Origin of the sequence: Chitinolyticbacter meiyuanensis (genome assembly GCF_008033135.1) — a bacterium.
Lineage (GTDB): Bacteria > Pseudomonadota > Gammaproteobacteria > Burkholderiales > Chitinibacteraceae > Chitinolyticbacter > Chitinolyticbacter meiyuanensis.
Genome location: NZ_CP041335.1, coordinates 2,268,998 through 2,295,165, shown reverse-complemented (window position 1 = coordinate 2,295,165; position 26,168 = coordinate 2,268,998). Strand labels below are relative to the sequence as shown.

The 26,168-nt window shown below is 64.0% G+C and carries 21 protein-coding genes; 9 read left to right on the top strand and 12 right to left on the bottom strand.

Annotated elements, in window-relative coordinates; all coding sequences use genetic code 11:
* Positions 1-17: 17 nt before the first annotated feature.
* The 3 genes from FLM21_RS10975 to FLM21_RS10965 all read right to left on the bottom strand — a co-directional run bounded on the left by FLM21_RS10975 (position 18) and on the right by FLM21_RS10965 (position 3,744).
* Entirely contained in the window at positions 18-2,474 is a 2,457-nt protein-coding gene (locus FLM21_RS10975) for an acyl-CoA dehydrogenase (protein ID WP_187359865.1), read from the bottom strand.
* Between the two features lie 18 nt (positions 2,475-2,492).
* Complete coding sequence (locus FLM21_RS10970) at positions 2,493-3,140, bottom strand: TetR/AcrR family transcriptional regulator (protein WP_148715605.1); 648 nt, start codon at positions 3,138-3,140, stop codon at positions 2,493-2,495.
* 211 nt (positions 3,141-3,351) lie between these two features.
* Entirely contained in the window at positions 3,352-3,744 is a 393-nt protein-coding gene (locus FLM21_RS10965) for a YchJ family protein (protein WP_148715604.1), read from the bottom strand.
* Positions 3,745-3,801: 57 nt separating this feature from the next.
* On the opposite strand from FLM21_RS10965, the gene FLM21_RS10960 reads away from it, so the two are divergent.
* Both FLM21_RS10960 and FLM21_RS10955 read left to right on the top strand, forming a co-directional pair.
* The gene (locus FLM21_RS10960) at positions 3,802-4,470 is read left to right on the top strand and encodes an HAD family hydrolase (protein WP_148715603.1); all 669 of its coding nucleotides are present in this window, start codon (positions 3,802-3,804) and stop codon (positions 4,468-4,470) included.
* Positions 4,471-4,476: 6 nt separating this feature from the next.
* Positions 4,477-5,223: a CHAD domain-containing protein gene (locus FLM21_RS10955; protein ID WP_148715602.1), complete on the top strand. Its 747-nt coding sequence runs from the start codon at positions 4,477-4,479 to the stop codon at positions 5,221-5,223.
* Between the two features lie 3 nt (positions 5,224-5,226).
* On the opposite strand, the gene FLM21_RS10950 is transcribed toward FLM21_RS10955, so the two are convergent.
* The 4 genes from FLM21_RS10950 to coaBC form a co-directional block, all read right to left on the bottom strand.
* Positions 5,227-6,180, bottom strand: a complete 954-nt coding sequence (locus FLM21_RS10950; protein ID WP_148715601.1) for a DUF4349 domain-containing protein — start codon at positions 6,178-6,180, stop codon at positions 5,227-5,229.
* 142 nt (positions 6,181-6,322) lie between these two features.
* On the bottom strand, positions 6,323-6,925 hold the full coding sequence (locus FLM21_RS10945) for a nucleotidyltransferase family protein (RefSeq protein WP_222846679.1): 603 nt from the start codon (positions 6,923-6,925) through the stop codon (positions 6,323-6,325).
* Positions 6,897-7,352 carry a dUTP diphosphatase gene (gene dut, locus FLM21_RS10940; RefSeq protein ID WP_148715600.1) on the bottom strand — a complete coding sequence of 152 codons (456 nt, stop codon included), beginning with the start codon at positions 7,350-7,352 and terminating at the stop codon, positions 6,897-6,899. The genes FLM21_RS10945 and dut overlap by 29 nt, the downstream gene beginning before the upstream one ends.
* Entirely contained in the window at positions 7,349-8,542 is a 1,194-nt protein-coding gene (gene coaBC / locus FLM21_RS10935) for a bifunctional phosphopantothenoylcysteine decarboxylase/phosphopantothenate--cysteine ligase CoaBC (protein ID WP_148715599.1), read from the bottom strand. Before coaBC ends, dut begins: the two co-directional genes overlap by 4 nt.
* Before the next feature lie 49 nt (positions 8,543-8,591).
* Here coaBC and radC point away from each other — a divergent pair, with 49 nt between their 5' ends.
* The 3 genes from radC (at position 8,592) to FLM21_RS10920 (ending at position 11,656) form a co-directional block, all read left to right on the top strand.
* Entirely contained in the window at positions 8,592-9,266 is a 675-nt protein-coding gene (gene radC / locus FLM21_RS10930) for a RadC family protein (RefSeq protein WP_148715598.1), read from the top strand.
* A 71-nt stretch (positions 9,267-9,337) separates the two neighbouring features.
* Positions 9,338-10,321 carry an SPM autocatalytic domain-containing protein gene (locus FLM21_RS10925; protein WP_148715597.1) on the top strand — a complete coding sequence of 328 codons (984 nt, stop codon included), beginning with the start codon at positions 9,338-9,340 and terminating at the stop codon, positions 10,319-10,321.
* Between the two features lie 258 nt (positions 10,322-10,579).
* Positions 10,580-11,656 carry a carbohydrate-binding protein gene (locus FLM21_RS10920; protein ID WP_187359864.1) on the top strand — a complete coding sequence of 359 codons (1,077 nt, stop codon included), beginning with the start codon at positions 10,580-10,582 and terminating at the stop codon, positions 11,654-11,656.
* Positions 11,657-11,776: 120 nt separating this feature from the next.
* Here FLM21_RS10920 and FLM21_RS10915 read toward each other — a convergent pair whose 3' ends face one another.
* Positions 11,777-12,883: a CmpA/NrtA family ABC transporter substrate-binding protein gene (locus FLM21_RS10915; protein ID WP_148715596.1), complete on the bottom strand. Its 1,107-nt coding sequence runs from the start codon at positions 12,881-12,883 to the stop codon at positions 11,777-11,779.
* 4 nt (positions 12,884-12,887) lie between these two features.
* Positions 12,888-13,472, bottom strand: coding sequence for an ANTAR domain-containing response regulator (locus FLM21_RS10910; RefSeq protein WP_246120706.1), 585 nt, complete (start codon positions 13,470-13,472; stop codon positions 12,888-12,890).
* 177 nt (positions 13,473-13,649) lie between these two features.
* Between FLM21_RS10910 and FLM21_RS10905 the strand changes: the two genes are divergently transcribed.
* The 3 genes from FLM21_RS10905 to FLM21_RS10895 all read left to right on the top strand — a co-directional run bounded on the left by FLM21_RS10905 (position 13,650) and on the right by FLM21_RS10895 (position 17,486).
* The gene (locus tag FLM21_RS10905; protein WP_148715595.1) at positions 13,650-15,428 is read left to right on the top strand and encodes a serine hydrolase domain-containing protein; all 1,779 of its coding nucleotides are present in this window, start codon (positions 13,650-13,652) and stop codon (positions 15,426-15,428) included.
* 80 nt (positions 15,429-15,508) lie between these two features.
* Complete coding sequence (locus tag FLM21_RS10900; protein WP_148715594.1) at positions 15,509-16,189, top strand: winged helix-turn-helix domain-containing protein; 681 nt, start codon at positions 15,509-15,511, stop codon at positions 16,187-16,189.
* Position 16,190: 1 nt separating this feature from the next.
* Entirely contained in the window at positions 16,191-17,486 is a 1,296-nt protein-coding gene (locus tag FLM21_RS10895) for an ATP-binding protein (protein WP_187359863.1), read from the top strand.
* Between the two features lie 69 nt (positions 17,487-17,555).
* Here the strand turns inward: FLM21_RS10895 and FLM21_RS10890 are convergent, their stop codons facing one another.
* The 3 genes from FLM21_RS10890 to acnB form a co-directional block, all read right to left on the bottom strand.
* Positions 17,556-19,532 (bottom strand): alkyl/aryl-sulfatase, encoded by a 1,977-nt coding sequence (locus FLM21_RS10890; RefSeq protein WP_148715592.1) that lies wholly within the window; start codon positions 19,530-19,532, stop codon positions 17,556-17,558.
* Positions 19,533-20,038: 506 nt separating this feature from the next.
* Entirely contained in the window at positions 20,039-22,246 is a 2,208-nt protein-coding gene (locus FLM21_RS10885; protein WP_148715591.1) for an OsmC domain/YcaO domain-containing protein, read from the bottom strand.
* A 127-nt stretch (positions 22,247-22,373) separates the two neighbouring features.
* Positions 22,374-24,959 carry a bifunctional aconitate hydratase 2/2-methylisocitrate dehydratase gene (gene acnB / locus FLM21_RS10880; RefSeq protein WP_148715590.1) on the bottom strand — a complete coding sequence of 862 codons (2,586 nt, stop codon included), beginning with the start codon at positions 24,957-24,959 and terminating at the stop codon, positions 22,374-22,376.
* Between the two features lie 321 nt (positions 24,960-25,280).
* Here acnB and FLM21_RS10875 point away from each other — a divergent pair, with 321 nt between their 5' ends.
* The gene (locus FLM21_RS10875; RefSeq protein WP_148715589.1) at positions 25,281-26,168 is read left to right on the top strand and encodes a transcriptional regulator GcvA; all 888 of its coding nucleotides are present in this window, start codon (positions 25,281-25,283) and stop codon (positions 26,166-26,168) included.

Genomic DNA, 26,168 nt, shown 5'->3' with positions numbered 1-26,168 from the left:
GACACGGCGCACACGGGTCAGATCACCACCCGGCGGATGGCATCGGGATCCGGGTTCTGCAGATGGCCGTCGAAATCGTCGACCATGATGACTTCTCGCTTGAGCTGGCGGGCGCGTTCCACGGCGGCAAATTCCGCGTCGGTCAGCAGGCCCTTGCCTCGCGCCTCCTGCAGCCGCTCGCGCGCGGTGATGGCCTTGAGCTGGCCTTCGCGCTGTGCGCGGCGCAGCTTGCTCTCCAGGCCTTCGGTATCGATCACGGCCTTGAGCGCGTGTTCCAGCACGCCGATCGGATCGCTTTCCTCCTTGGGCAGGTACATGTACTGCACCAGGCGATCGCGCGAGGCCGACGGTTCCATCAGCGCGCGGGCAATCCGTGTGCCCACGCGGTCGGCCGGGCCTTTCAGCGTCATGCCGAGTGGGAACACGACGCGGCGCATACACCAGGCCAGGAAGCGATTCGGGTGATTGTTGAGGAAGCCGTTCATGGCTTCCTGGCAGTCGTACAGCGCCGATTCCACGGCCCAGCGCACCAGCGGGCGGTCCTCCTTGGGCTCGCCATCGTCGTGGAACTTCTTCAGCGCTGCAGTCGCGATATAGAGGTTGGACAGCATGTCGCCGAGTCGGGCCGACAGCTTTTCGCGGAACTTCAAGCTGCCGCCCAGCGTGGCCATGCCCATGTCGGAAAGGAAGGCAAAAGCGGAAGACAGCCGCACGATATCGCGGTAGTTCTGCGCAGTCGGGCCGGATTTTGGCGCCGACACCAGGCGGGCGCCAGTCAGGCCCATGACGAAGGAGCGCGCCTTGTTGGACAGGGTGAAGCCAATATGGCCGATCACCGCATCGTCGAAGGTGACCGCATCGTTCGCCATCGCCGCACGCATTTCCTTCAGCACGAACGGATGGCATCGGATGGCACCCTGGCCGTAGATGATCATCGAGCGGGTCAGAATGTTGGCACCCTCCACGGTGATCGCCACCGGGATCGCACCGTAGCCCGAGGCCAGGTAGTTGCGCGGCCCGACGCACACCGCCTTGCCGGCATGCACGTCCATCGCATCGTTGATCACGGAGCGCATGCGCTCGGTGTTGTGGTACTTCAGGATGCCCGACAGCACCGACGGCTTTTCGCCCATGTCGAGACCGGTCAGCGCCAGGCGCTGCGCCGCATCCATCTGGTAGGCATGGCCACCGATGCGTGCCAGTGCTTCGTCTACCCCTTCGAAACGGCCGATGGCGAGGCCGAACTGGTTGCGGATGCGGGCATAGGCACCGGTGGTATAGGCCGCGAGCTTGCCCGAAGCCACCGACATGGCCGGCAACGAGATGCAGCGCCCCACCGACAGGCACTCGACCAGCATGCGCCAGCCCTGGCCGACGTAGCTCGCGCCACCGATCACCCAGTCGAGCGGAATGAACACATCCTTGCCCCAGTTCGGGCCGTTCATGAATACGGCGGTACCCGGATAGTGGCGGCGGCCGATGTTCACGCCCTCGTGGTTGGTGGGGATCAGCGCGCAGGTGATGCCGATTTCGTCTTTCTGCCCCAAGAGATGATCCGGGTCGTACAGCTTGAACGCCATGCCAAGGATGGTGGCGACCGGGCCCAGCGTGATGTAGCGCTTTTCCCAGGAAAGCTTGATGCCAAGCACGTTGTCGTGGCGCTCGCCAGTCCGTGGGTCGACGTAGCTGCCGCGAGTGACCACGCCAAAATCGGGGATGCCACCAGCATCGGAACCGGCTTCGGGGCTGGTCAGCGCAAAGCACGGTACTTCGACGCCCTTGGCGAGGCGCGGCAGGAAGTAATCCTTCTGCGCTTCCGTGCCGTAATGTTGCAACAGCTCACCCGGGCCGAGCGAGTTGGGCACCATCACCGTGACGGCGGCTGAGCCGGAGCGGGTGGCGATCTTGGTCACCACGCGGGCATGGGCGTAGTTGGAGAACTCCTTGCCGCCGTACTGGCGCTTGATGATCATGCCGAGGAAGCCCTGATCCTTGATGTACTGCCACACTTCGGGCGGCAGATCCTTGGATTCGGTGGTGATCTTCCAGTCGTCGAGCATGCTGCACAGCACCTCGGTCGGGCCATTGAGGAAGGCTTCTTCCTCGGGCGAAAGCGTGGGGGCCGGAAAGCTGTGCAGGCGGTCGAAATCGGGCTTGCCGGAAAACAGGTCGCGGTCCCACCACACGGTGCCGGCGTCGACCGCTTCCTGCTCGGTCTGCGACATCGGCGGAGTGATCTTCTTGAACACCTGGAAGATGGGGCCGGTCAGCACGGCGCGGCGCAGTGGCTTGAGGTTGAGCACGGCCAGCACCAGCAGCGTGGCGGCAAGCCAGGCCCAGTGCGCGCCACAGCCAAACACGGCGTAGGCGACACCGCCAGCGGCAAACAGCGAACTCAACCAGAGCGGCGCGCGCCAGTAGGCCAGCATCGTCACGACGACGAGGATGACGGCCAGGGTAATCAGCACGGTCATGATGGGTACTCCTCCGGGTTATGCGGCGGCCGGCGCGTTGAGGCCGGCTTCGATAAAGGGCAGCAGCATGCGGGCGATCAGCTGGGGATCGCGCGCGTTGACGAGCGGCTGGGTCATGAACAGCCGCAGCACGTTGTTGCCAGCAAAGGCGTTGAACATGGCACTGGTGAGGAAATGGAAACGCCAGTGCACCTCGGCTTCGGAAAGCTGCGGCAAGGCACGCTGGTAGGCGGCGACGTAGCGGCGAGTCACCTCGCCATAGCGGCGCGGCATGCTTTCCTTGAGGATGGGATGCGGCTCGACGAAAGTGCGGCCCAGGAGGCGCACGAACAACTGGCCACCCAGTGTGGTATCGCTCCCCATCAGCGCCGATGCGGCCACGAAGGCCTCTGTGATCTGGCGGGGATTGGGCACCGCGCCACCAGCCTCGATCTCATTCAACTTTTCCAGCGTCAGCCGGGCGAAGGGCTCGGCGCGACGCTCGAACACAGCCTTGAACAGGCCATCCTTGGAGCCAAAATAGTAGTTGACCGCTGCGATATTCACGCCGGCGGTCTGGGTGATCATGCGCATCGAGGTGGCATCGAAGCCGTGCTCGACGAACAACACCTCGGCAGCGTCGAGTATGCGCGTCGACGTTTCCTGCGCCTTGGCCGTTTCAGCCATGTCGGTCTCCAGCGATTGCCGGCGTCGCTGCGCCGGCATTATTCACGTAACCCGACAAACCGGGTTTCAAACGTTTGTTTGAAATTATCGCTGGAACTGCACGAAGTCAAGCTTGGTGCAGGAAATCAGGACTCAGGATTTTCCCTCACCAATATTGCGCATGCGAAATCAAGGACATGCACCACGCCGCCGCATGTGGCGCCGACACCACTCAGTCTTGGTGCAACTCGCCATCAACATAGAACCAGCGCCCACCCTCGCGGACAAACCGGCTGGTCTCGTGCAGGCGATAGGCGCGCCCACCCACCTTGTAGCGCGCGACGAACTCGACCACTGCTGTATCGCCAGTCGCTTCATGGTGCTTCACCGTCAGCCCCAGCCAGCGGGCCGGAGCATCGCTCGCGAGATCAAGCTGGAGCGGTCGGGTCGAGGCATGCCAAGTGGCGAGCAGATAGGGCTCCAGCGCCAGCACATAGGCGCTGTAACGCGAGCGCATCAGCGCCTGCGCCGTCGGTGCGGCCTCACCTGCATGGTAGCGGCCACAACAGGCGACATAGTCGGCATTGAGGCCGCAATGGCAGGTGACGGTGGCGGCTTGCTTCATCGGGAACTCGGTTAGACTCGGCGAATCTGCTTATTTTACCTGCAACCCGGTTCCACCATGTCCGCCCTTGCCCCGCCGCGCGCCGCCATTTTCGATATGGACGGCCTGATGCTCGATACCGAGCGCATCGCCATCGGTTGCTGGCTGGATGCCGCCACCGAACTCGCCCTCACCTTTCCGGAGTCCGCCGCGCTCGGCATGGTCGGCATGCACATCAGCAAGGCGCCGGCCTACTTGACCGACCTGTTCGGCAGCGATTTCCCGACCGAGGCGCTGCTCGCGGCCACCCACACCCGCTATATGGCGGCAACCACCCGCCCCATTCCGCTCAAGGCCGACCTGTTGTCGCTGCTGGGCTGGCTGGAAGACGCCGAGCTGCCCAAGGCCGTTGCCACCTCCACCCGGCGCAGCATCGCCGAGCATCACCTCGACGCGGTGGGCATCCTCACGCGGTTTCGCTTGCTGGTGTGCGGCGATGAGATCGCCCAGCCGAAGCCGGACCCGGAAATCTACATCAAGGCTGCCGGTTTGCTTGGCGCCAAACCGCAGCACTGCGTGGTGTTCGAGGATTCCAATTTCGGCGTGGCTGCCGCGCACGCCGCCGGTTGCCGCGTCATCATGGTGCCCGATCTGAAACCACCCACTGCCGAGACGCTGGCGTTGGGCGTGCCCGTGGTCCGCTCGCTGGGCGAAGCCCGCACGCTGGCTGCGAGCTGGCTGGAGTAATACGCGATGCCCCGCAAACGCCAGTTGAAGCAGCAACTGCATGCACTGCTCGACCAGATCGAAGTCCAGCGCAACGGCGTGCTCGCCGCGCAGCCCGATGCTCTGCACCAGCTACGCATCGGCTTGCGAGGCTGGCGTGCTCTGCTACCGCTGGTATTTCGGCGCCGTGAGACCGATCTTGCGTTGCTGCAGGCCTGGCGCAGCCTCGCCGCCCTCACCGGCCCGGCACGCGATGCCGAAGTGCAACTGACGCAATTGTCCGACGACCACCCTGCTCGCCCGCAGATCATCCAGCAGCGGGATACCGGTTACGCCGTTGTTCGTACCGCGCTCAGCAGCGTCGACTGGCCGGTGCTGCTTGCTGCCAGCCACGCTTGGCTGGACCTGAGCCTCGCCGAACGGCAGCGTGCCGTGCTGCGCCGGCGCATCCGCCGCCGTAGCCAGCGTCTGGTGCAGCGGCTCGCCGACGATCTCGCCCACCCACGCGATGCCGAACATTGGCATGCGCTGCGGCTCGACGTGAAGCGCTTGCGTTACCTGATCGAGCACGCCGGGCGCTGGTTGCCCAAGCGCCAGCGCAAGCTGCATGCCGCATTGAAGCGGGCACAGTCCGACTTGGGCGACCTGCACGACTACGATGTCCAGTTCCAGGCTGGCTGGCGAGACGACGCAGCCCATCGGGCGCCCTTGGAACAGGCCGCGGCAGCCAGCGCCAGGCAGCTCACCCGGCAACTGGCAGCGCTGCTTGACTGACCGTCACGCTTGCGTCGTGACCCGGCGGCGGCGCAGGTGCCATGTCACCACGCCCAGCACCAGCGCCACAGCCAGCCACAGCGGCCACAGTACCGCCAGTGCGATCACCAGCGTCTGCAGGCCGCGCCAACCGGTCTTCAGCGATTGGCCCAGGCTCGCCAGGAACGGCGGACGTTGGTCGGCCAGCGCGGACTCGAAATCGGCCAGTACCGTTCTGCGCAGTTGCGGCGGCTGGTGCAGCGTCAGCGCCACGGTGCTGTAGGTTACCTTGTCGTCCAGCAGCGCCTGCGCCAGCATCGCCTCATCGCGCGCGGCCTTGGTCTGTAACTGGCGATCAATTGCCTCGATGCGCTGGCTGGTCCGCCCCGGCGCGGAAGCCACCTCGCCCATCTGCTGCTGTGCTTCCTGGCTGCGTCGCGCGGCCAGTTGCTGCCGCAGCCAATCCAGTTGCACATCCTCGGCGCCATAGCTGCGCGCTTCCAGAAAATCGATTTGCGCGGCCAGCGCGCGCAGGAAAGCCTGCGTGCGTGCGGTGGGCACCCGCACAATCAAGCGGGCGCGCGTAACGTATTGCACCAACTCCAGGCGGGTGCCATCCGGCTGGGCGAACTCGCGGGTATCGCTGACCTCAGCGGTGAGATCGTTGCGGATCACAAAACCACCCTCTGTCGCCGCCAAATCCTCGATCGCGGTACTGGCACGATAGGTGTCCTTTACGCGCGCCTCGACACTGGCGGTGATCACGAAACGGCGATCGGCCGGCAGGCTGCCCAGTACACGAGACGTCAGCGCGTCAGCCGGGCTGGAGGCCACTGCGGCAGCGGGCGCGGCTTCGGCCATGGCGGGAGCGGCAGATTCCGCGCTGGAAAAGTCGCCACCGCCTTCCTCCTTCTTGCCGCAAGCGGCAAGGGCGAGGCTCAAGACAAGCAGGATGGGCAGAAAACGGGAGGGCTGCATGGGGGCGATCCGGTCAGGTCGAAGCACGGCGGGATTGCCGCGCCCCGCCACTTTCCGACAGCTTTCCCTATGCCGACAACATGCTTTTGGTTTCGCCCGGTAAGCCAGACGGCGTGACGTGTAACCGGGCCGTCACACCGCGTTACGCGTCGGGCGCGCCGTCCGAGCGTGGGCCGACCTCTTTCACCACGACGCGCAGCTCAGGCCAGATCGCCAGCCATTGTTTCTGCTGCACGCGGTGCTGGAATACCGGCAACGGCACGGTCGGATTGGCGGTGAGAGTCCCGGCCCAATTGTGCTCCAGACCGAATGGCAGCAGCCATTCGAGCGTGCCGTTGGGACCCAACCGCACGCCAGCGGCGGTTTCATACTCCGGGTATCGGGAAATGGCGTCGAGGCAATCGCGGTAGGGTGCATGACCATGCCGCAGGTGCATGCGTGCCTGGTTGCGCACTTGCCAGCACACCTGTGGCTCCGCTTCCGCCAAAAGCGCTTCGAGCTGCTGCTCACCCTCCCGGCCGAGATCGACCGGGTCGAAATAGACCACGTCCACGTCGTTCAAGCCGGTACGGGTATCGAAGCGATGGTCCCAGACCAGGTTGCGCAGGAAGCCCGCGACAATCCAGCCATCAGGCAGGCCGAGCGCCTGCATCGCCGTCAGGCAACGCCAGCGCGTGGCATCGGCGCGCAGCAGTGCCTCGGTCCGTGCCGTGAGCTCAGTGCTTGCCAGTGCTGCCAAAGCCACCTTCGCCGCGCTCGCTCTCGGCAAAGTCGTCGACCACGTTGAATTCGACCTGCACCACCGGCACCACCACCAGCTGCGCAATACGCTCCAGCGGCTGGATGGTGAAGCCGGTGTGGCCGCGGTTCCACACCGAGACGAATACCTGGCCCTGGTAGTCCGAGTCGATCAGGCCGACGAGGTTGCCGAGCACGATGCCGTGCTTATGCCCCAGGCCCGAGCGCGGCAGGATCATCGCGGCCAGGCCCGGATCAGCCAGGTGGATGGCCATGCCGGTGGGCACCAGCGTGGTCGCACCCGGCGCCAGCTCCAGCGGCGCCTCCAGGCAGGCGCGCAAGTCGAGCCCGGCCGCGCCGGCAGTGGCATAGGCCGGCAGGTTCTGGCGCAGGCGCTCGTCGAGTATCTTGATGTCGAGGATGGGGCGGGTCATGCGGGTTTCCTGGTGTGGGTGTAGAGCGCGGCGAGGTGGGCCACCAGCTGGCGCGCCACATCGAGCTTGGGGCCGCGCGGCAGGCGGTGGGTGCCGGCGTCATCGAGCAGGATGACTTCGTTGTCATCCGCGCCCATCGCCTGCTGCACCAGATTGGCGGCGAGCAGGGGCAGCTGTTTGCGGCGGCGCTTGGCGTCGGCGTATTCGAGCAGGTTCTCCGATTCGGCGGCAAAGCCGACGCAGAACGGCGGCTTGGGCGCGCAGGCCACGCTGGCGAGGATGTCCGGATTGGGCGCGAGTTCCAGCGTGAGGATGTGCGCATCCTTCTTGATCTTGTGCTCGCTCTGGTTCAGCACGTAGTAGTCCGCCACCGCTGCCACGCTGATGAAGATGTCGGCGTGCGGTACTTCGAGCTCGACTGCAGCCAGCATCTGCTGTGCCGATTGCACGTCGATGCGCCGGCAATCGGGCGGCGTGGCCAGCGGCGTCTCACCTGCCACGATCACCACCTCGGCGCCGGCTTCCCAGGCGGCACGGGCCACCGCAAAACCCATCTTGCCGGAGCTGGAATTGGTGATGCCCCGCACCGCGTCGATCCGCTCGAAGGTGGGGCCGGCCGTCAGCAGCACCCGCTTGCCGGCAAGCGGCTTGGGCCGCAGCGCCGCTTCCAGCCGCATCAGGATGTCCTCGGGCTCCAGCATGCGGCCGTCGCCGACCTCGCCGCAGGCCTGCTCGCCCGAACCGGGGCCGAGGATGGCCACGCCATCGGCCTTCAACTGCGCCACATTGCGCTGATTGGGTGCGTTGTCCCACATCTGCCGGTTCATCGCCGGTGCAAGCAACAAGGGACAATCGCGCGCGGCGATCAGCGTCGTCAGCAGGTCATCGCACAGGCCGTGTGCCACCTTGGCAATCAGGTCTGCCGTGGCTGGCGCCACCAGCACCGCAGCTGCGCCGCGGGTCAGGTTGATGTGCGCCATGTTGTTGTCCGGTCGGGCATCCCATTGGTCGGTGTAGACCGGATTGCCCGACAAGGCCTGGAAGGTGACCGGCAAAACGAAACGACTGCCCGCTTCCGTCATCACCACATGCACGTCCCAACCGGCCTTGACGAGGAGCCGGGTGAGCTCGGCGGCCTTGTACGCTGCCACCCCGCCGGTGACGCCCAGCACGATGCGTTTTTGCTTCATCGCAGCCCTTTGCGTATATCGGTTTATCTGAATGCGCGAAGTGTAAACCATGTCCATCACTGACTGGCCCGCGGCGGAGCGGCCGCGCGAGAAACTGCTGCAGCACGGTGCCGCTGCATTGTCGGATGCCGAATTGCTGGCGCTATTCCTGCGGGTGGGCCTGCCGGGAGTCAGCGCGGTCGACCTTGCGCGCCAGTTGCTGAACCGCTTCGGCTCGCTCAACGGCCTGTTTGCCGCCAGTCGCAATGCATTTGCCGCGGTGCCCGGCATGGGCGATGCCAAGTACGCGCAACTGCAGGCGGTGCAGGAAATGGCACGCCGCGCACTCGGTGAAACGCTGCGCCAGAGCGATGCGCTGACCTCGCCTGAAGCAGTGCGCGACTACCTGCGGCTGTGGCTGCGCGGGCGCGATGTCGAGGTATTCGCGGCGCTTTTCCTCGACAACGGCCATCGGGTGCTCGCCGCCGAGGAAATGGCACGCGGCACGCTGCAGGAGGCGCGGGTCTACCCACGCGAGATCGCCCGCCGCGCGCTGGCGTGGAATGCCGCCGCGGTGATCGTCGCGCACAACCATCCGTCGGGCTGCGCCGAGCCATCGCAAGCCGACGAGTTGCTCACCCGTCAGTTGCGCCATGCACTGGATCTGTTGGAAATCAGATTGCTGGATCACTTTCTTGTTGCAGGACATCAAGTCGTATCGTTCGCCGAGCGCGGCCTGCTCTGAGCGGCTTTCTTCAAGAAAGCCGCAACCCTGCCGATCGCTAGTCAGAACCAGCATCTGCAGTGGGGGCTGCCATGCGTATCGTCGAATCATCCGTCAGCGTCGGGGCCGAACGGGCCGCCCAGAGCCGCAGCGAAACCAGCCTGCAGATCCGCAGCGAGCCGCCTCGCCCACCGCAGCAGGAAGACGTGGCCCTGTCCGACACGGGCCAGGCCCGCGCCGCATCGGAGCTCGGCACGCTGAAATCGGGCGGGCTCGACTGGCGCATCGAACTGCTGCGCCGGCTGGTCGAGGCCATGACCGGCAAATCGGTCAAGGTGGCGGACCTCGATGGCCTGCTGATGAGTGCCAGCGCGCCCAGCCAGCCCGGCAACAGTGGCAGCGAGGGTGGCCTCGCCGTCGATTACCGCCAAGTGCTGGAAGAGTTCGAATCGGCGAGTTTCACCGCCGACGGCGTGGTCAAGACGGCCGATGGTCGCGAAATCAGCTTCTCGGCTGAGCTGCTGCTGCAACGCAGCTATCGCAGCGAGACTTCGGTCTCCATGGCTACCGGCAGTTTGGCACGGCCGCAGAAGGATCCGCTGGTGATCAATTTCGACGGCAGCGCGGCACAGCTCGCCGAGCAGACCTTCGCTTTTGACTTGGATGCAGACGGCAAGCAGGACGATATCTCGCTGCTGAAATCCGGTAGTGGCTTTCTGGCGCTCGATCGCAACGGCAATGACCGCGTCGACGATGGCCGCGAGCTGTTCGGCCCGCAATCGGGCAATGGCTTTGCCGACCTCGCGCTCTACGACGACGACAGCAACGGCTGGATCGACGAAGGCGATGCGGTATGGGGCCAACTGAAGGTCTGGCTCAAGGATGACGCAGGCAACGACCGGCTGCTGGGCCTGTCCGATCTCAATGTCGGTGCCATCTACCTCGGCCACGGCCGTGCGGATTTCGACCTGAAGGACAGCAACAACCGCAATCTTGGGCAGATCCGCGCCTCCGGCGTCTGGCTGTCCGAATCGGGGAGCGGCGGCACCATCCAGCATGTGGATCTGGCGATCTAGCCATTCGTGGTTCGCCACCATCAGCTCCGCCGGTCAACGACTGGCGGCCCATCAGGCCTGCCCACTTGGCGCCCGAGCCGATTCCGCTTGCTATGTCAGCAAACGCTGCTGAATCTGCCCTGTAACGCACTGCTTGACGCCCTCCTCGCCTTGCACAACGCTGGTGAAATCATGCCAACGGCGTAATCAGGCAGCACTCACTGCCGCTGCGCCGGCCACATCGATATGACGTGATGCCCACAAGAAGAGGAGATTGAAATGAAATCGCTGTTTATTGTTGCGTTGCTCAGCAGCGCTGGCCTTGCGGCGCCGGTTTGGGCCTGCTCTCCGCCACCACCGCTGCAGATCCCGCTGCCCCCTGGTGTCGACGGCAAGCTGCCGGTGGTACAGCCTGACCTCGACCCCAACTTCCCCTACATCCCGCCGACGTCGGGTGGCGCCTGCCCCACATTGGCCAAGCACGCGTCTTCGGGAACCGTCGCGGGCCTATCCAATAGCGAAGTCATTGCCCGCCTCAACACCGCCCAGCCTGTGCAACTGGCCCCTGCATGGCAGTCTGCACCCGCCTATGTTGCCGGCGACCGGGTTTCCTATGCCGGCATCAACTACAAGGCGCGCTGGTGGAACCAGAATGAGGCACCAGGGGCTGCTTGGGGCGCTTGGGAACAGGAATCGACGGGCGGCCCGCAGCCATGGGTGGCTACCCGCAGCTACAACACCGGCGATCGCGTCATCTCCGCTGGCAAGCTGTTCGAGGCCAAATGGTGGACACAGGGCGAGCAGCCCGGCGGCGACTGGGGCGCCTGGGCACTGAAGGGCGATGCTCCGGCCGGGGACCTCGATCCCATGCTGTTGCCCGGCCTGTTCAGCGCCACGGTCAACAAGACCGGCAACACGATTTCCGTCAGCTTCCTCTCCTCGATCTCTGTCACCTACGTACACACCGTCACGGCGGCGTGCACGGTCAAGACCGAGAGCGATGCGCTGCGCTGGGCCGCGACCTGGAAGATCCGCCTGGACGGCGTCACCGCCCATGAGGCGCCGATCACCGAGAACCTCAGCTCCGGCACACAGCCCCCACCACCGCCACCGGCCCGCCTGCCCGACGGCAGCTGCAGCAGAAGCGCAGGCAGCGTGCTGCAAACCAATAGCGAAGGCCGGATCCAGCGCGCCTCGGCCACCGTTCCTGCCGGTGCGTCCCGTTTCATCTCGGTGTGGTCATGCAGTGCGCCGGATCAGTGTCGACCGAGCACTTTGCTGGAACACCAGCAAATGGGGAAATCGCAGTACTGGAGCACGGTGCCGCCTTACATTACCTACGTGCCGGTTCCGTAAGCGCTCGCCAATGGCGTGTGCCTGCCCAGGCAACCGGTACACGCCATTGGCAAGTCTGCAGCACGTTCTACACCCTAATCGCGCAGCGGCAGACCAGCCCGACGATGCTCATCGCCGGATTCAGGCGTGCAATGCAAACGAGTTTGCATAAGCTTGAGGATCGCCACCATCCCACGCCCTGCCATCGATCAGCACGCTGCGCCGCAGCGGCGTAGCTGGCAGATCGGCCCCGGCAAGGCGCGCAGCCTCGCAGTAGAGGTCAAGCCGGTTTACCCGGCTTGCCAAGGCCAAGTAGTCCGGCTCCTGGCCGAGCAGTCCCCAGCGGCGGTACTGGGTGAGGAACCACATGCCGTCCGATAGCCACGGATAGCACACCTCGCCACCACGGCCATAAAAACGTACTGCATGCGCCCGCCCGCCACGACCGTGGCCCTCGATCAGCCGAGGAGCGACGGCGGCTTCGGGCACGCCAATGGCTTCGGCGATCCAGGGCGCCGCCTGCTGGCGCTGCGCCGGGTGATCGAGCCAGCGGCCGGCCTCGATCAAGGCGGCGGCCAATGCCACGGCAGTCTGTGGATGTGCATCGGCGAAGGCCCGCGTAGTGGCGAGTACTTTCTCAGGGTGGTCGGGCCAGATCTCGGCACTGGGCACCAGCGTATAGCCGATCTGTGCAAGCTCGGCCACGGCGGGCCAGGGCTCGCCGGCGCAGAAGCCGTCGAGCTCGCCACGCGCCAGCGCGCCGGCCATATCCGGCGGCGGCACCACCACGGTTTTTACGTCGCGCAGCGGATGGATGCGATGCGCGGCCAGCCAGTAGTACAGCCACATCGCGTGCGTGCCGGTGGGAAAGGTATGCGCCAAGGTCAGCCGCCGTGTTGCGGCGAGCAACGCACGGCGCAGGCCGTCACCGCTCTTCACCGCATCCATGAAGGCGCGGGCCAGCGCAATGCCCTGGCCGTTCTGGTTCAGCGTCATCAATACGGCCATCTCGTGGCGCAGGCCGCCAAGGCCCAGCTCCACGCCGTACGGCAGGCCATAGAGCGCTTGTGCGGCATCGAGCTCGCCGCCCAACAGCCGATCCCGCAGCACTGCCCAGGAAGGCTGACAGGCCAGCTGCAGCGTCAAACCACGCGCTTCGGCAAAGCCCATGCGCTGCGCCACCACCAGCGGTGCGCAATCGGTCAGCGGCATATAGCCCAGGGTCAGCGTGGTCTTTTCCAGGCGCATCGTGTCATCCCAGCAAATCGGCCATGGCAATCAGCTGCCGCGCCACATCGGCCAGCTTCATGCCCCGGTTCATCGCCTGTCGGCGCAGCGTTTCGAAAGCTTCGGCCTCGGTGAGGCCGCGTTTGTCCATCAACAGCCCCTTGGCCTTATCGATCAGCTTGCGCTCGGCGAGCTTCTGTTCGGCATCAGCGAGTTTCTCGCGCAGCCGGTTGTCCTCGTCAAAGCGCGCCTGCGCCACCGCGATCACTGCGGCAAGCCGCGCCGGCGCCACGCCTTCGACCACATAGGCGGTCACCCCCACGGCGACCGCGGCACGTACGGTGGCCGGGTCAGCGCAATCCGAGAACATCACCACCGGGCGCGGGGCAGCCGCGTTCATCACCGCCAATTGCTCCAACGTATCGCGCGAGGGGGATTCGGTATCGACGATGACCACATCAGGGCGGCGGCTTTCCACCAGTTGGGCCAGTGCCCGCGCACCGGGAGCCTGCGCGATCACGTCGAAACCGGCGGCGGTCAGCGCGGCGGCGAGCTGGCCGATGGGCTTGGCAGTATCGGTGACGAGCAGGATGCGCAGCATGGTGGACATGAAACGACAGTTTCATGCTTTATCCTGCACCGCAACATCGGCGGCAATAACGCAGATACCCTATGGCGGCAACGCGACGGCGCGCGTTCACAATCTTTCACAAATCCTGTTTATCTGCCGCAGGTTTGCCTTGCGGCCTGCACCTAGCATCGCGGTATTCCCAACCAGGAGTCCGCCATGCTCATCCGCCCCTTTGCCCTTGCCACGCTGGCCTTGGCCCTTGCCGCCTGCGGCGGCGACAACGATCCCACCCAACCCAGCACGCCCACGCCCACGCCGGCCCCGACACCTGTCCAGCCCAGCTACGCGGCAGATATCGCCGCACTGCAACAAGCGATTGCCAGCGAAATGCAGCAGCGGCAGATTCCCGGCCTGGCCATTGCGCTGGTCGATGGCGACCGGGTGGTGTGGCAGCAGGGCTTTGGCGTCACCGACCTGACCACGCCGGCGCCGGTGGATGCCGACACACTGTTCCGCGCCGGCTCCATTTCCAAGCTGTTCACCGCCACCGCGCTGATGCAGTTGGTGGAAGCGGGCAAGCTCTCGCCGGATCAATCGCTGGCAAGCGCCCTGCCCGGCTTCACCATCCAGTCGCGCTGGCAGCCCGATGTCGCCGCCGCCAATGCGGAGGTCACGCTGCGTCGTGTACTGACCCATCATGCCGGCCTGCCCGAAGCCAGCCTCGCAGGGATGGGCGCTAATCCAGAGGCGACACCGACCACGCTGCCAAGTCTTGTCAACGGTACCTGGCTCGCGCAGCGGCCGGGGCAGCTGTTTGCCTATTCCAATCTGGGCTTCGATCTGCTGGGCGCGGTGATCGAAACGGCCAGCGGCCAACGCTACAGCGAGCGGATGCAACAAGCCATGTTGCAGCCACTGGGCATGCGGCGCTCCAGCTTCCTGGCCGATGCCACGCCAGGCCGCGCGCATGGCCACATTGACGGGCAATCGGTGGACATTCAGCTTGAATACGACGGGATGCCGGCTGGCGGCCTCTGGAGCAGTGCGGCGGATATGAGCCGCTTCCTGCGCATGGTGCTGAACCAGGGCGAGCTCGACGGCCAGCGCATCCTGCAACCGGCCACGCTGGCTGGCATGCTGGCACCGCAGAACGGCGACAACCGCTACGACGGCGATTGCCGGATCGGCCTGGGCTGGGTGGTGTCACCGTGCGGCCTGACACCGGTGGCGCCCGGGGTGCCGATGATCCATCACGATGGCTCCACCATCGGTTTCAATGCCCAGCTGATGCTGCTGCCCGAACAGAAACTGGGCGTGATCGTGCTGGCCAACAGCGATAGCGCTGGCGGCTATGCGAGCGAGCTTGCCACCGATGCGCTGCGCCGCCTATGGGCCCGCAAGACCGGCCGGCCACTGCCCGCTGCGCCGCAATTGCCGGCCAGCGGACTGCATACGCCCAGTCAAGATGACCTGCAGCATTACCCCGGTCTGTACATCGATGCGCTGGGCAGCGCGGGCCCGCTGGAAATTACTGTACAGAACGGCCAGCTGCACCTGCGAGCGCCAGGTGAAGCCGAAGCAATGCAACTCTTTCGTGACGACGACGGTTGGCTGCGCCTGCCAGGGGAACAGGGCACGGCTGACCGAAATCGGCGGCTGCAATGGCGCGAGGTCGACGGCAACGCGCTGTTGTTCCTGCAAAATGCTGCCGGCCAGAGCATGCTGTTCGCCAGCAAGGTGACGCCATCCGCACTGCCTGCGGCGTGGCTCGCCCGGCTGGGTCAATACCGCCAGGAGGGCAGCGAGCTGGAAGTGATGCTGGCCGAGCAGGATGGCTGGCTGGTGCTGAGCGGCGGCAACATCACCCGGCTGTTGCAACCGCTGGACGATCAGCGCGCGGTGTTCGCCGGCCTCGGCCGTGGCGTCGGTGACGTGCTGGAGGCCGGCGCCGATCAGCTCAGCGGCCTCGGCATCGACTTTCAGCGCGTACCGTGAAGCGCGCCGTCCTCTCCGCCGCCCCGACCGCCGCCCGCGGTTGGGGCACAATGGCGACCACCTTTCGCCCGGCCACTGCCATGACCGACCTGCTGCTGATCGAAGACGACACCAAGCTGGCCCAACTGGTGCAAAGCTACCTCGCCGAACACGGCTATCGCGTCCACGTCGAGCACCGGGGCGACCGCGCGCTCACCGCCTTCCGCCGGGTGCGCCCTGCGCTGGTGATCCTGGACCTGATGCTGCCCGGCCGCGACGGCCTGTCGCTGTGCCGTGATCTGTGTGGCGAAACGGCGGTGCCGCTGTTGATGCTGACAGCCAGCATGGAGGACCAAGTCACCGGGCTGGAACTCGGCGCAGACGACTATGTGATCAAGCCGGTGCAGCCGCGCGTGCTGCTAGCCCGCATCCGCGCCTTGCTACGGCGCCAGCAGCCCGGCGATTCGACCGCGCTGCAGTTCGGCCGCCTGGCGCTCGATCCGGACAACCGCCGCGTGACGCTGGGTGGCGAGGATCTGCCGCTTGCCACCATGGAGTTCGAACTACTGCTGCTGCTAGCGCGCAACGCCGGCAAGGTGATGTCGCGCGATGCCATCCTCAATGCCCTGCGCGGCATCGATTTCGATGGGCTTGATCGCTCGGTAGATGTCACCATCGGCAAGCTGCGCCGCAAGCTCGGCGACGAAGGCCGCGAGGCGCGCCGTATCAAGACGGTCTGGGGCAAGGGCTATCTGTTCAGCCCCGGACAGTGGGAAGACTGAGATGTGGAAGCTCTATCTGCGCCTCTATCTGCTGCTGTTCGGCGGCCTGCTCGGCGCCTTGCTGCTGCTGAACGCGGCCATAGTCCACATCGCCTTGCCCGAATCGGATGCCCACACCCGGCAACTGGTGCGCGGCCAGCTCTACCATCTGGTGCAGGATCTCTCCACCTATCCGCCCGCTGCCCGTGCCACCCGTCTGGCCCAGCTGCAGCCGCACTACGGCTTGCAGCTGAAGTTGTCGGGCTGGCAAGCGCTGCGGTTGTCCCCGGCGGAGCGCATCCGGCTGGAACGTGGCGATTACGTGGCACGGGATGACAACGCCGTGTTCCTGGTCGCACTCGACCGGCAGAGCCTGCTGCAGGTGGCGCTGCCGCAGGAACCGGACATCGTCGGCATCTACGTGATGACCGGCAACCTGCTGCTGGCCCTGAGCTTTGCCGCCATCGTCTGGTGGTGGGTACGCCGGCACTGGCGCGATCTGCAACGGCTGGCCGCCGCCGCCGAACGCATCGGCAATGGGGAGCTGCATACCCGGGCCGAGGTATCGCGCTTTTCCGACATCCGTGCCCTTGTCGGCAACTTCAACGCGATGGCGGCCCGGCTGGAGCTGCTGGTGTCACAGCAACGTGGCCTGATCAATGGCGTGGCCCACGAGCTGCGTACGCCGATAGCGCGGCTGGGCTTCGAGCTTGATCTGCTGCAAAGCGCCGGCGACGACACATCGCGGCGCCAGCGCTGTGACGAAATGCGCGACGAACTGACCGAGCTCGACGCACTGATCACCGAGATGCTGTCCTACGCCCGGCTGCAGCAGGCGGGTGCCGCACTGGTTCAGGACACGGTCAGTGGCCGCGACTGGGTGGCCAGTGTGCTCGGCGCAGTGGCACTCGAAGCACGGATGAAGGGCATCGCGTTGGTGGAGCCGCCCTCCTGCCCGCCCGAGTTGCAGATGGAACCGCGCTTGCTGGCCCGCGCAGCACTCAACCTGCTGCGCAACGCCATCCGCCATGCAAACGGCCAAGTGGCGCTGAGCATGGTCATCCCGGATGGAATGCAACAACTGATCGTCGATGACGACGGCCCCGGCATCGCCGCAGCCGACCGCGAACGCGTGTTCGAGCCGTTTGCCCGGCTCGACGACAGCCGCACCCGCGATACCGGCGGCGTGGGCCTCGGTCTTGCCATCGTGCGGCAGGTGGCCTTGGCGCATGGCGGCAGCGCCCGGGTGGAGACGTCACCGCTGGGTGGAGCGAGGTTTGTGCTGGAGTGGCCATGCACGGGCAAGCGCCCGGCTTGACCGCTATTCATTGAGCCATTGCCGGGCAAAGCAAAAGGGGCGTGATCACGACCATGCCCCTGTACTCGCTTAAGGCGTCACGATGTTGAACCAGAACTCGAAGTCATCGAAGTAGCCGAGCAGCTCCTTCAACTTGCTGGCATCACCATCGATCTTCACATCACCAGCCGAGATGGCCTGCTCCACCGTGGTCTGCTTCAGCACGATCTTGTCGAAGGTGGCACGCGAGAGCTTGATCGTGGCATCGGCTTTGCTGGCGTGTGCATTGGCGGTATGGTTCAGCACGCCGTTTTCCAGCTCCAGCTTGTATTTGCCGCTATCGCCGAAATCGAAGTTCAGCACCGATGCAGCCGTGTCGGCCTTGGGCGCGTTCAGGCGAACCGCCATGTAGTCGAAGAACATCTCCAGCGACATGGCGCGAATGGTGTCGGCACTGGCGGTGTTGGGAGTCGGCAGCTTCTTCACCCCTTCGCGCAGCTCCTTGGCACCCGTCAGGTAGAAGTTACGCCACGGCCCGGATTCCGCCTGGTAACCCATCTGCTCGAGTGCATCGGCTTCCAGCTCGCGCGCCGCCTTGTTGTTCGGATCGGCAAAGACCACGTGCTTCACCACCTGGGCCACCCAGCGGTAATCACCCTTGTCGAAGTCAGCCTTGGCTTTCTTCAGCACCGCATCCGCACCGCCCATGAACTCGACATAGCGCTTGGCCGATTCGACCGGCGTCAGCTCGTGCAGCGTGGCCGGGTTGCCATCAAACCAGCCCAGATACAGCACATAGGTGGCTTTCACGTTGTGGCTGATCGAGCCGTAGTAGCCGCGGCTGGACCATACCTTGGCGAGGCTGTCCGGCAACTTGAACTGCTCGGCGATCTCGTCGCGGGTATAGCCCTGGTTGGCCAGCCGCAGCGTTTCGTCGTTGATGTAGCGATACAGATCGCGTTGCGATTTCAGCAGCGCGTTGACGCTCTGGTTGGTCCAGGTCGGCCAGTGGTGCTGTCCGAACAACACTTCGGCTTTGCCACCCCACATGGTGATGGCCTGGTTGATGTACTTCGACCAGGGCAATGGCTCGCGAATCTTGGCGCCGCGCAGCGAGTAGGTGTTGTGCAGCGTGTGGTTCACGTCCTCGGCGGCGGCAATGGCCTTCTTCTCTTCGATGAACCACAGCATTTCCGATGGCGCTTCGGAGCCCGGTGCCATCAGGAATTCATAGGTCAGCCCATCGATGGTCTCTTTCTGGCCTGTCTTGGTGATGGTGTTGGTCGGCGGAATCAGTGTCACCGTCCCGGCCGAAGTGGTCGTGCCAAGGCCGGCACCGACCTGGCCCTTGGCATCCGGTGGCAGCAGGTTGCCGTACATGTAGCTGGCACGGCGGCTCATCACGTTGCCGGCCATCACGTTTTCCGCCACGGCGTGCTCAAGGAACCCCTCCGGCGCATAGATCTTGACCTTGCCCGCCTTGAGATCGGCTTCGTCGATCACGCCGCGCACGCCGCCATAATGGTCAACATGGCTGTGGGTATAGATCACGGCCTTGACCGGCTTCTTGCCACGGTTCTTGTAGTAGAGGTCCATCCCCACCTTGGCCGTTTCCGACGACACCAGCGGGTCGACCACCGTTACGCCTTCCTTGCCCTCGATGATGGTCATGTTGGACAGATCGAGATTGCGCACCTGGTAGATGCCGTCCGTGACCTTGAACAGGCCGCTGACGTTGATCAGCTGCGACTGCCGCCACAGGCTGGGATTGACGGTGGCGGGGGCTTTTTCGCCTTCCTTGATGAAGCCGTATTGCTCCGGATTCCAGATCAGGTTGCCGGCTTCGCCCTTGATCACCTCCTTGGGTAGTGCTTCGATAAACCCCTTATGGGCACTCTCGAAATCCGAGGTATCGGCGAATGGCAGGTACTGCAGCAATGCATCATTGGCGGCCTGGGTGCTGGACGTTGCGTCCTTGCGCAGATCGCTGGCGGCGTAAGTGGTGGTTAGAAGGGAGGTGGTTACGCCGGCAAGTGCAAGGCGAACCAGCATGGCATTCAAACTCATCGTCTTATCCTCATGTTCGGCCCAGGGCTGGGCCTGTCGACACGTCGGGTGGCCGCCCTGCAAAGGCGATGAGTGCGCTCCTACAAAACGGCTGAGTTCGATATAGCAATACGAAAGCTTTACAACAAACGCATAACACAAACTTAATTTTAAACTTTCAATCAAAGAAATAATTTAGTTTCAAGAACGCGAGCGGCCCACAGCATCCACGCTCTGGCCTGTCGCTGAAACGACATCCGCATAGCGGCTTGAAGCGTAAAACGCTGATTTGTCGAAGCAATGGGAATTGTCAGACCAGGCTTGACTTACCAGCACCAGTGCTGCGCGATGTCAGGAATAGACGGCGCGCGCAACGCCGCATTCCGCCGCTCGTTGTTGGAGCCGGCGGTCCGCCATCAGATGAATGCCAAGGCGACGGTGTTGGTACCGTCAGGGCAAAGCATCGCCAGGCAGGTCTGCCCCGTAATGCGCTACGGGCTGAGGCAGACCAGACGATCCCGCCGGAATCATCCCGCGCTGGAAGCAGCCGCCTTGGCGCGCGCCACATGCAGTTTCTTGTAGCTGTCGATCAACCGCTGATGCCGGTCGAGCCCCTCCAGCTGCATGCTCGTCGGCGTCAAGCCGTAGAAACGAATGCTGCCGTCCACGGACCCGATCACGGCATCCATCCGCTCGTTGCCGAACATCCTGCGGAAATTGGCCTCGTAATCGTCCAGCTCCAGTTCATCATCCAGCAGCACTTCCAGTACCGCATTGACCGCCTGGTAGAACAAGCCGCGCTCGACCGTATTGTCGTTGTACTGCAGGAAGGCGCCTACCAGATCCAGCGCTTCTTCGAATTGCTGCAGGGCGAGATGAATCAGCAGCTTCAGCTCCAGCAAGGTGAGCTGGCCCCACACGGTGTTCTCGTCGAATTCGATGCCGATCAGGGTGGCGATATCGCTGTATTGGTCCACATCGCAGTCTTCCAGGCGATCCAGCAGTGCTTCCAGGCTGGCATCGTCCAGGCGATGCAGGTTAAGGATATCGGCGCGGAACGTTAGCGCCTTGTTGGTGTTGTCCCAGATCAGATCCTCGACCGGATACACCTCGGAATAGCCGGGCACCAGGATGCGGCAGGCGGTGGCACCCAGATGCTCGTAGACAGCCGTGTACACCGCTTTGCCCATGCCTTCGAGGATACCCAGCAGCGTTGCGGCTTCCTCGGCATTGGAGTTCTCGCCGTCGCCGGAGAAATCCCATTCGACAAATTCAAAATCCGCCTTGGCGCTGAAGAAGCGCCACGACACCACGCCGCTGGAATCGATGAAGTGCTCGACGAAGTTGTTCGGCTCGGTCACCGCCTGGCTTTCAAAGGTGGGCCGGGGCAGATCATTGAGGCCTTCAAAACTGCGCCCCTGCAAGAGTTCGGTCAGGCTGCGCTCCAGCGCCACCTCGAAGCTGGGATGCGCGCCGAACGAGGCGAATACGCCACCAGTGCGCGGATTCATCAAGGTAACGCACATCAGCGGATACACCCCGCCCAGCGATGCATCCTTCACCAGCACCGGAAAGCCCTGTTCTTCCAGGCCCTGGATGCCGGCCGCAATGCGGGGGTATTTCGCCAGCACGTGCTGCGGCACATCGGGCAGCGCGAGTTCGCCTTCCAGGATTTCACGCTTTACCGCTCGCTCGAAGATTTCCGACAGGCATTGCACCTGTGCCTCGGCCAGCGTATTGCCGGCGCTCATGCCATTGCTGACGAACAGGTTTTCGACGAGATTGGACGGAAAATACACCACCTCGCCATCCGACTGACGCACAAACGGCAGCGCGCAGATGCCGCGATCCACATTGCCGGAGTTGGTGTCGATCAGGTGCGAGCCGCGCAACTCGCCATCGGGGTTGTAGATATCCAGGCAATACGCATCGAGGATCTCCGCCGGCAACGCATCCTTGGGGCCCGGCTTGAACCAGCGCTCGTTCGGGTAATGCACGAAGGCGGCATTGGCAATATCCTCGCCCCAGAAACTGCCGGCGTAGAAGTGATTGCAATTCAGGCGCTCGATATACTCGCCCAAAGCCGACGCCAGCGCACTTTCCTTGGTTGCACCCTTGCCATTGGTGAAACACATTGGCGAATGCGCATCGCGGATATGCAGCGACCAGACATTGGGCACAATATTGCGCCACGAGGCAATTTCGATCTTGATGCCCAGATTTGCCAATACGCCCGACATATTGGCAATGGTCTGCTCCAGCGGCAAATCCTTGCCTGCAATATAGGTGCTCGCTTCAGACGCCGAATTGGGCATCAGCAGCGCCTGGGCGTCGGCATCAAGATTATCGACCTCCTCGATCACGAACTCCGGCCCGGCCTGCACCACTTTCTTTACCGTGCAACGGTCGATGGAGCGCAGGATGCCCTGGCGATCCTTGGCGGAGATATCTTCCGGCAATTCGACCTGGATCTTGAAAATCTGCTGATAGCGGTTTTCCGGATCGACAATATTGTTCTGCGACAGGCGAATATGCTCGGTGGGGATATTGCGGGTAACGCAATACAACTTCACAAAGTAGGCGGCACACAAAGCCGATGAAGCCAGGAAGTAATCGAACGGGCCCGGTGCCGAACCATCGCCCTTGTAGCGAATGGGTTGATCGGCCACCACCGTGAAATCGTCGAACTTGGCTTCCAGGCGAAGCTTGTCGAGAAAATTGACCTTGATTTCCATGAGGGAATTCCAATAGCGCAGAAAACGATTTGGCCGCCATTATCCGGGGTTTTGCAGCCCCGCGGCAGCCCGACCAACGAAAAACCCGCCATCAGGCGGGTTTTTCGTTGGGGGCGGAGCCACCCTGTCAGACAGCAGCCTTCTCAGCTTCGGCCTGATAGCTCTCGATCTGGTTGAAGTTGAGGTAGCGGTAGACTTCCGCACCCTTCTCGTTGATCACGCCAATGTCGGCCATGTACTCGGCAACGGTCGGGATACGGCCCAGACGCGATGCAATCGCGGCCAGTTCGGCCGAGGACAGGAACACATTGGTGTTCTTGCCCAGGCGGTTCGGGAAGTTACGGGTGGAGGTGGACACCACGGTTGCGCCTTCGCGCACCTGCGCCTGATTGCCCATGCACAGCGAGCAGCCCGGCATTTCGGTCCGCGCGCCTGCCGTGCCGAAGGTGCCGTAATAGCCTTCTTCGGTCAGCTGCTGGGCATCCATCTTGGTCGGCGGGGCGATCCACAGCTTGACCGGGATATCGCGCTTGCCCTCGAGCAATTTACCGGCGGCACGGAAGTGACCGATGTTGGTCATGCACGAACCGATGAACACTTCGTCGATGTGCGTGCCAGCCACTTCGGACAACACCTTCACATCGTCCGGGTCGTTCGGGCAGGCCAGGATCGGCTCCTTGACGTCGGCCAGATCAATTTCAATGACCGCAGCGTATTCGGCGTCGGCATCCGGCTCGAGCAGGTTCGGGTTGGCGAGCCACGCTTCCATGGCCTTGATCCGGCGGCCCAGGGTCTTGGCATCACCATAGCCGTTGGTGATCATCGACTTCAGCAGCACGATGTTCGAGTTCAGGTACTCGATGATCGGCTCTTTATCGAGGCGCACCGAGCAGCCAGCAGCCGAACGCTCGGCGGAGGCATCGGTCAGTTCGAACGCTTGCTCGACCTTGAGCTTGGGCAAGCCTTCGATTTCCAGGATACGGCCGGAGAAGATGTTCTTCTTGCCTGCCTTGGCCACGGTCAGCAGACCGGCTTTGATCGCGTACAGCGGAATGGCGTTCACGAGGTCACGCAGGGTAATGCCCGGCTGCAGTTCGCCCTTGAAGCGCACCAGCACCGATTCCGGCATGTCCAGCGGCATCACGCCGGTGGCGGCGCCAAAGGCCACCAGACCGGAACCTGCCGGGAAGGAGATGCCGATCGGGAAACGGGTGTGGCTGTCGCCACCGGTACCGACGGTATCGGGCAGCAGCATGCGGTTGAGCCAGCTGTGGATCACGCCATCGCCCGGGCGCAGCGAAACGCCGCCACGGTTGCGGATGAATTCCGGCAGCTCGTGGTGAGTCTTCACATCCACCGGCTTCGGATACGCAGCAGTGTGGCAGAACGATTGCATCACCAGATCAGCCGAGAAGCCCAGGCAAGCCAGATCCTTCAGCTCGTCGCGGGTCATCGGGCCGGTGGTGTCTTGCGAGCCAACAGAAGTCATGCGCGGTTCGCAGTAGGTGCCCGGACGCACGCCCTGGCCTTCCGGCAGGCCAACCGCGCGGCCAACCATCTTCTGCGCCTGGGTGTAACCCTTGGTCGAAGCAGCCGGTGCCTGCGGCAGGCGGAACAGCGTCGAGGCCGGCAGCCCCAGCGATTCACGCGCCTTGGCAGTCAGGCCACGGCCGATGATCAGGTTGATACGGCCACCAGCGCGCACTTCGTCGAACAGCACGTCCGACTTCACCTTGAATTCAGCGACGGTTTCGCCGTTCTTGATGACCTTGCCTTCATACGGGCGCAGTTCGATCACATCGCCCATGTCCAGGCTGGACACATCGACTTCGATCGGCAGCGCACCGGAGTCTTCCTGGGTGTTGAAGAAGATCGGGGCGATCTTGCCGCCGAGGCAGTAGCCGCCAAAGCGCTTGTTCGGCACGAACGGGATGTCATCGCCCGTCCACCACAGCACCGAGTTGGTGGCCGACTTGCGCGAGGAACCGGTACCGACCACGTCACCGACGTAGGCGATCAGGTTGCCCTTCTTCGCCAGATCCTGGATGAACTGGATCGGGCCGCGCTTGCCGTCTTCTTCCGGGGTGATGCCAGGACGGGCGTTCTTCAGCATGGCCAGCGCGTGCAGCGGGATATCCGGGCGCGACCAGGCGTCCGGCGCCGGCGACAGATCATCGGTATTGGTTTCGCCGGTGACCTTGAATACGGTCAGGGTGACGGCTTGCGGCACTTCCGGACGGCTGGTGAACCACTCGGCATCGGCCCAGCTCTGGATCACGGCGCGGGCATTGCCGTTGCCGGCGTCGGCCAGTTCCTTCACGTCATGGAAGTAATCGAACATCAGCAGGGTTTTCTTCAGGCCTTCGGCGGCCACGGTGCCGACTTCGGCATCGCCCAAGAGATCGATCATCGGCTTGATGTTGAAACCGCCCAGCATGGTGCCCAAGAGTTCAACGGCCTTGGTACGGCTGATCAGCGCACAGGAATCCTTGCCGGCAGCAACGGCTGCGAGGAATGCGGCCTTGACCTTGGCGGCATCGTCCACGCCCGGCGGTACGCGATGGGTGATCAGGTCAACCAGGAAGGCTTCCTCGCCAGCGGGCGGGTTCTGCAGCAGGGTGACCAAGTCGGCCACTTGTTGCGCGGTCAGCGGCAGCGGCGGGATTCCGAGGGCGGCACGTTCGGCTACGTGCTGGCGATAGGCTTCAAGCATGGATCAACCTTTTGCGTGACAGGGAAAAAGCGGCTGGCGCCGCGCGCCCGGCAGGGCCGGGCTTGATTCTACGCGGGCCGCTGCGCCGTTTCATGCCGTAGGCTGAACGGCAAGGCCCGCTTCGGGGCGAGAGATTACGCGGATGCGTGCCGCGGTACAAACGAGTAATCGCCACATCGGGTGTGAGTTAAAATCACAGCAGCGTCATCGATCGTGCATGGGGGCGGCTAGCTGAGAACCACTCGCAATGCCATTCCCCGCCGATGTCGATCACTGTCATGCCATCCGTCCGTCCGCGACAGCCCTTGAACTGGATTCACCATGAGCGCAGCCCTGCCCCCGTTGAATGCCTTGCGCGCCTTCGAAGCCGCCGCGCGGCTGGAAAGCTTCTCTGCCGCCGCGGCCGAGCTGTTCGTCACCCACGGTGCAATCAGCAAGCAGATCAAGCAGCTGGAAGCGTGGCTGGGCGTGCAGTTGTTCGAGCGCAGCGGTGGACGGGTAAAGCTCACCGACGTTGGCTGGCGCTACCTGGTGCAGGTGCAGGATGGCTTCGATCTGATTGCCAATGCCACCCACCAGCTGATGCAGCCCAACCGGCAACGGCGACTGACGATCAACTCGACGCCGACACTCGCCATGTACTGGCTGCTGCCGCGGCTCACCCAATTCCAGCAGCGCTTTCCCGATATCGAGCTCAAGCTGATGACCTCTGATCGCGACATCAGCCGGCTGGATACGCCGTTCGATGTGGCGATTCGTCGCGGCCCAGGTGACTGGCCGGGCTACGCCACCAAGCCCTTTCTGGAGGAACGTGAGCTGCCGCTGATCAGCCCTGCCCTGCTCGAGCGCTCGCCGATCCAGGAAGCAGCCGATCTCTCCCGCCATACGCTGCTGTACGCCGACACCCGACCCACCGCCTGGCAACGCTGGCTGACCCTGGCCGGGGTGCCGGAGCTGAAACCCGCCGCTACCCAGCATTTCGATCATTTCTACCTGGCGCTGCAGGCAGCGATGGATGGATTGGGCGTGGTGCTGGGGCCCTTGCCGATGATCCAGGCCGAGCTCGATAGCGGCAGGCTGGTGGCTCCGCTGGCTGGCCCGGTGGCGCCGGTGCGTGGCTACTGCTGGATCACGCCGCGCAGTGCGATGAACGACGCGGCCATCACCGCCTTTTGCCAATGGCTGGAGGAAGCCTCGGACGCGACCTGA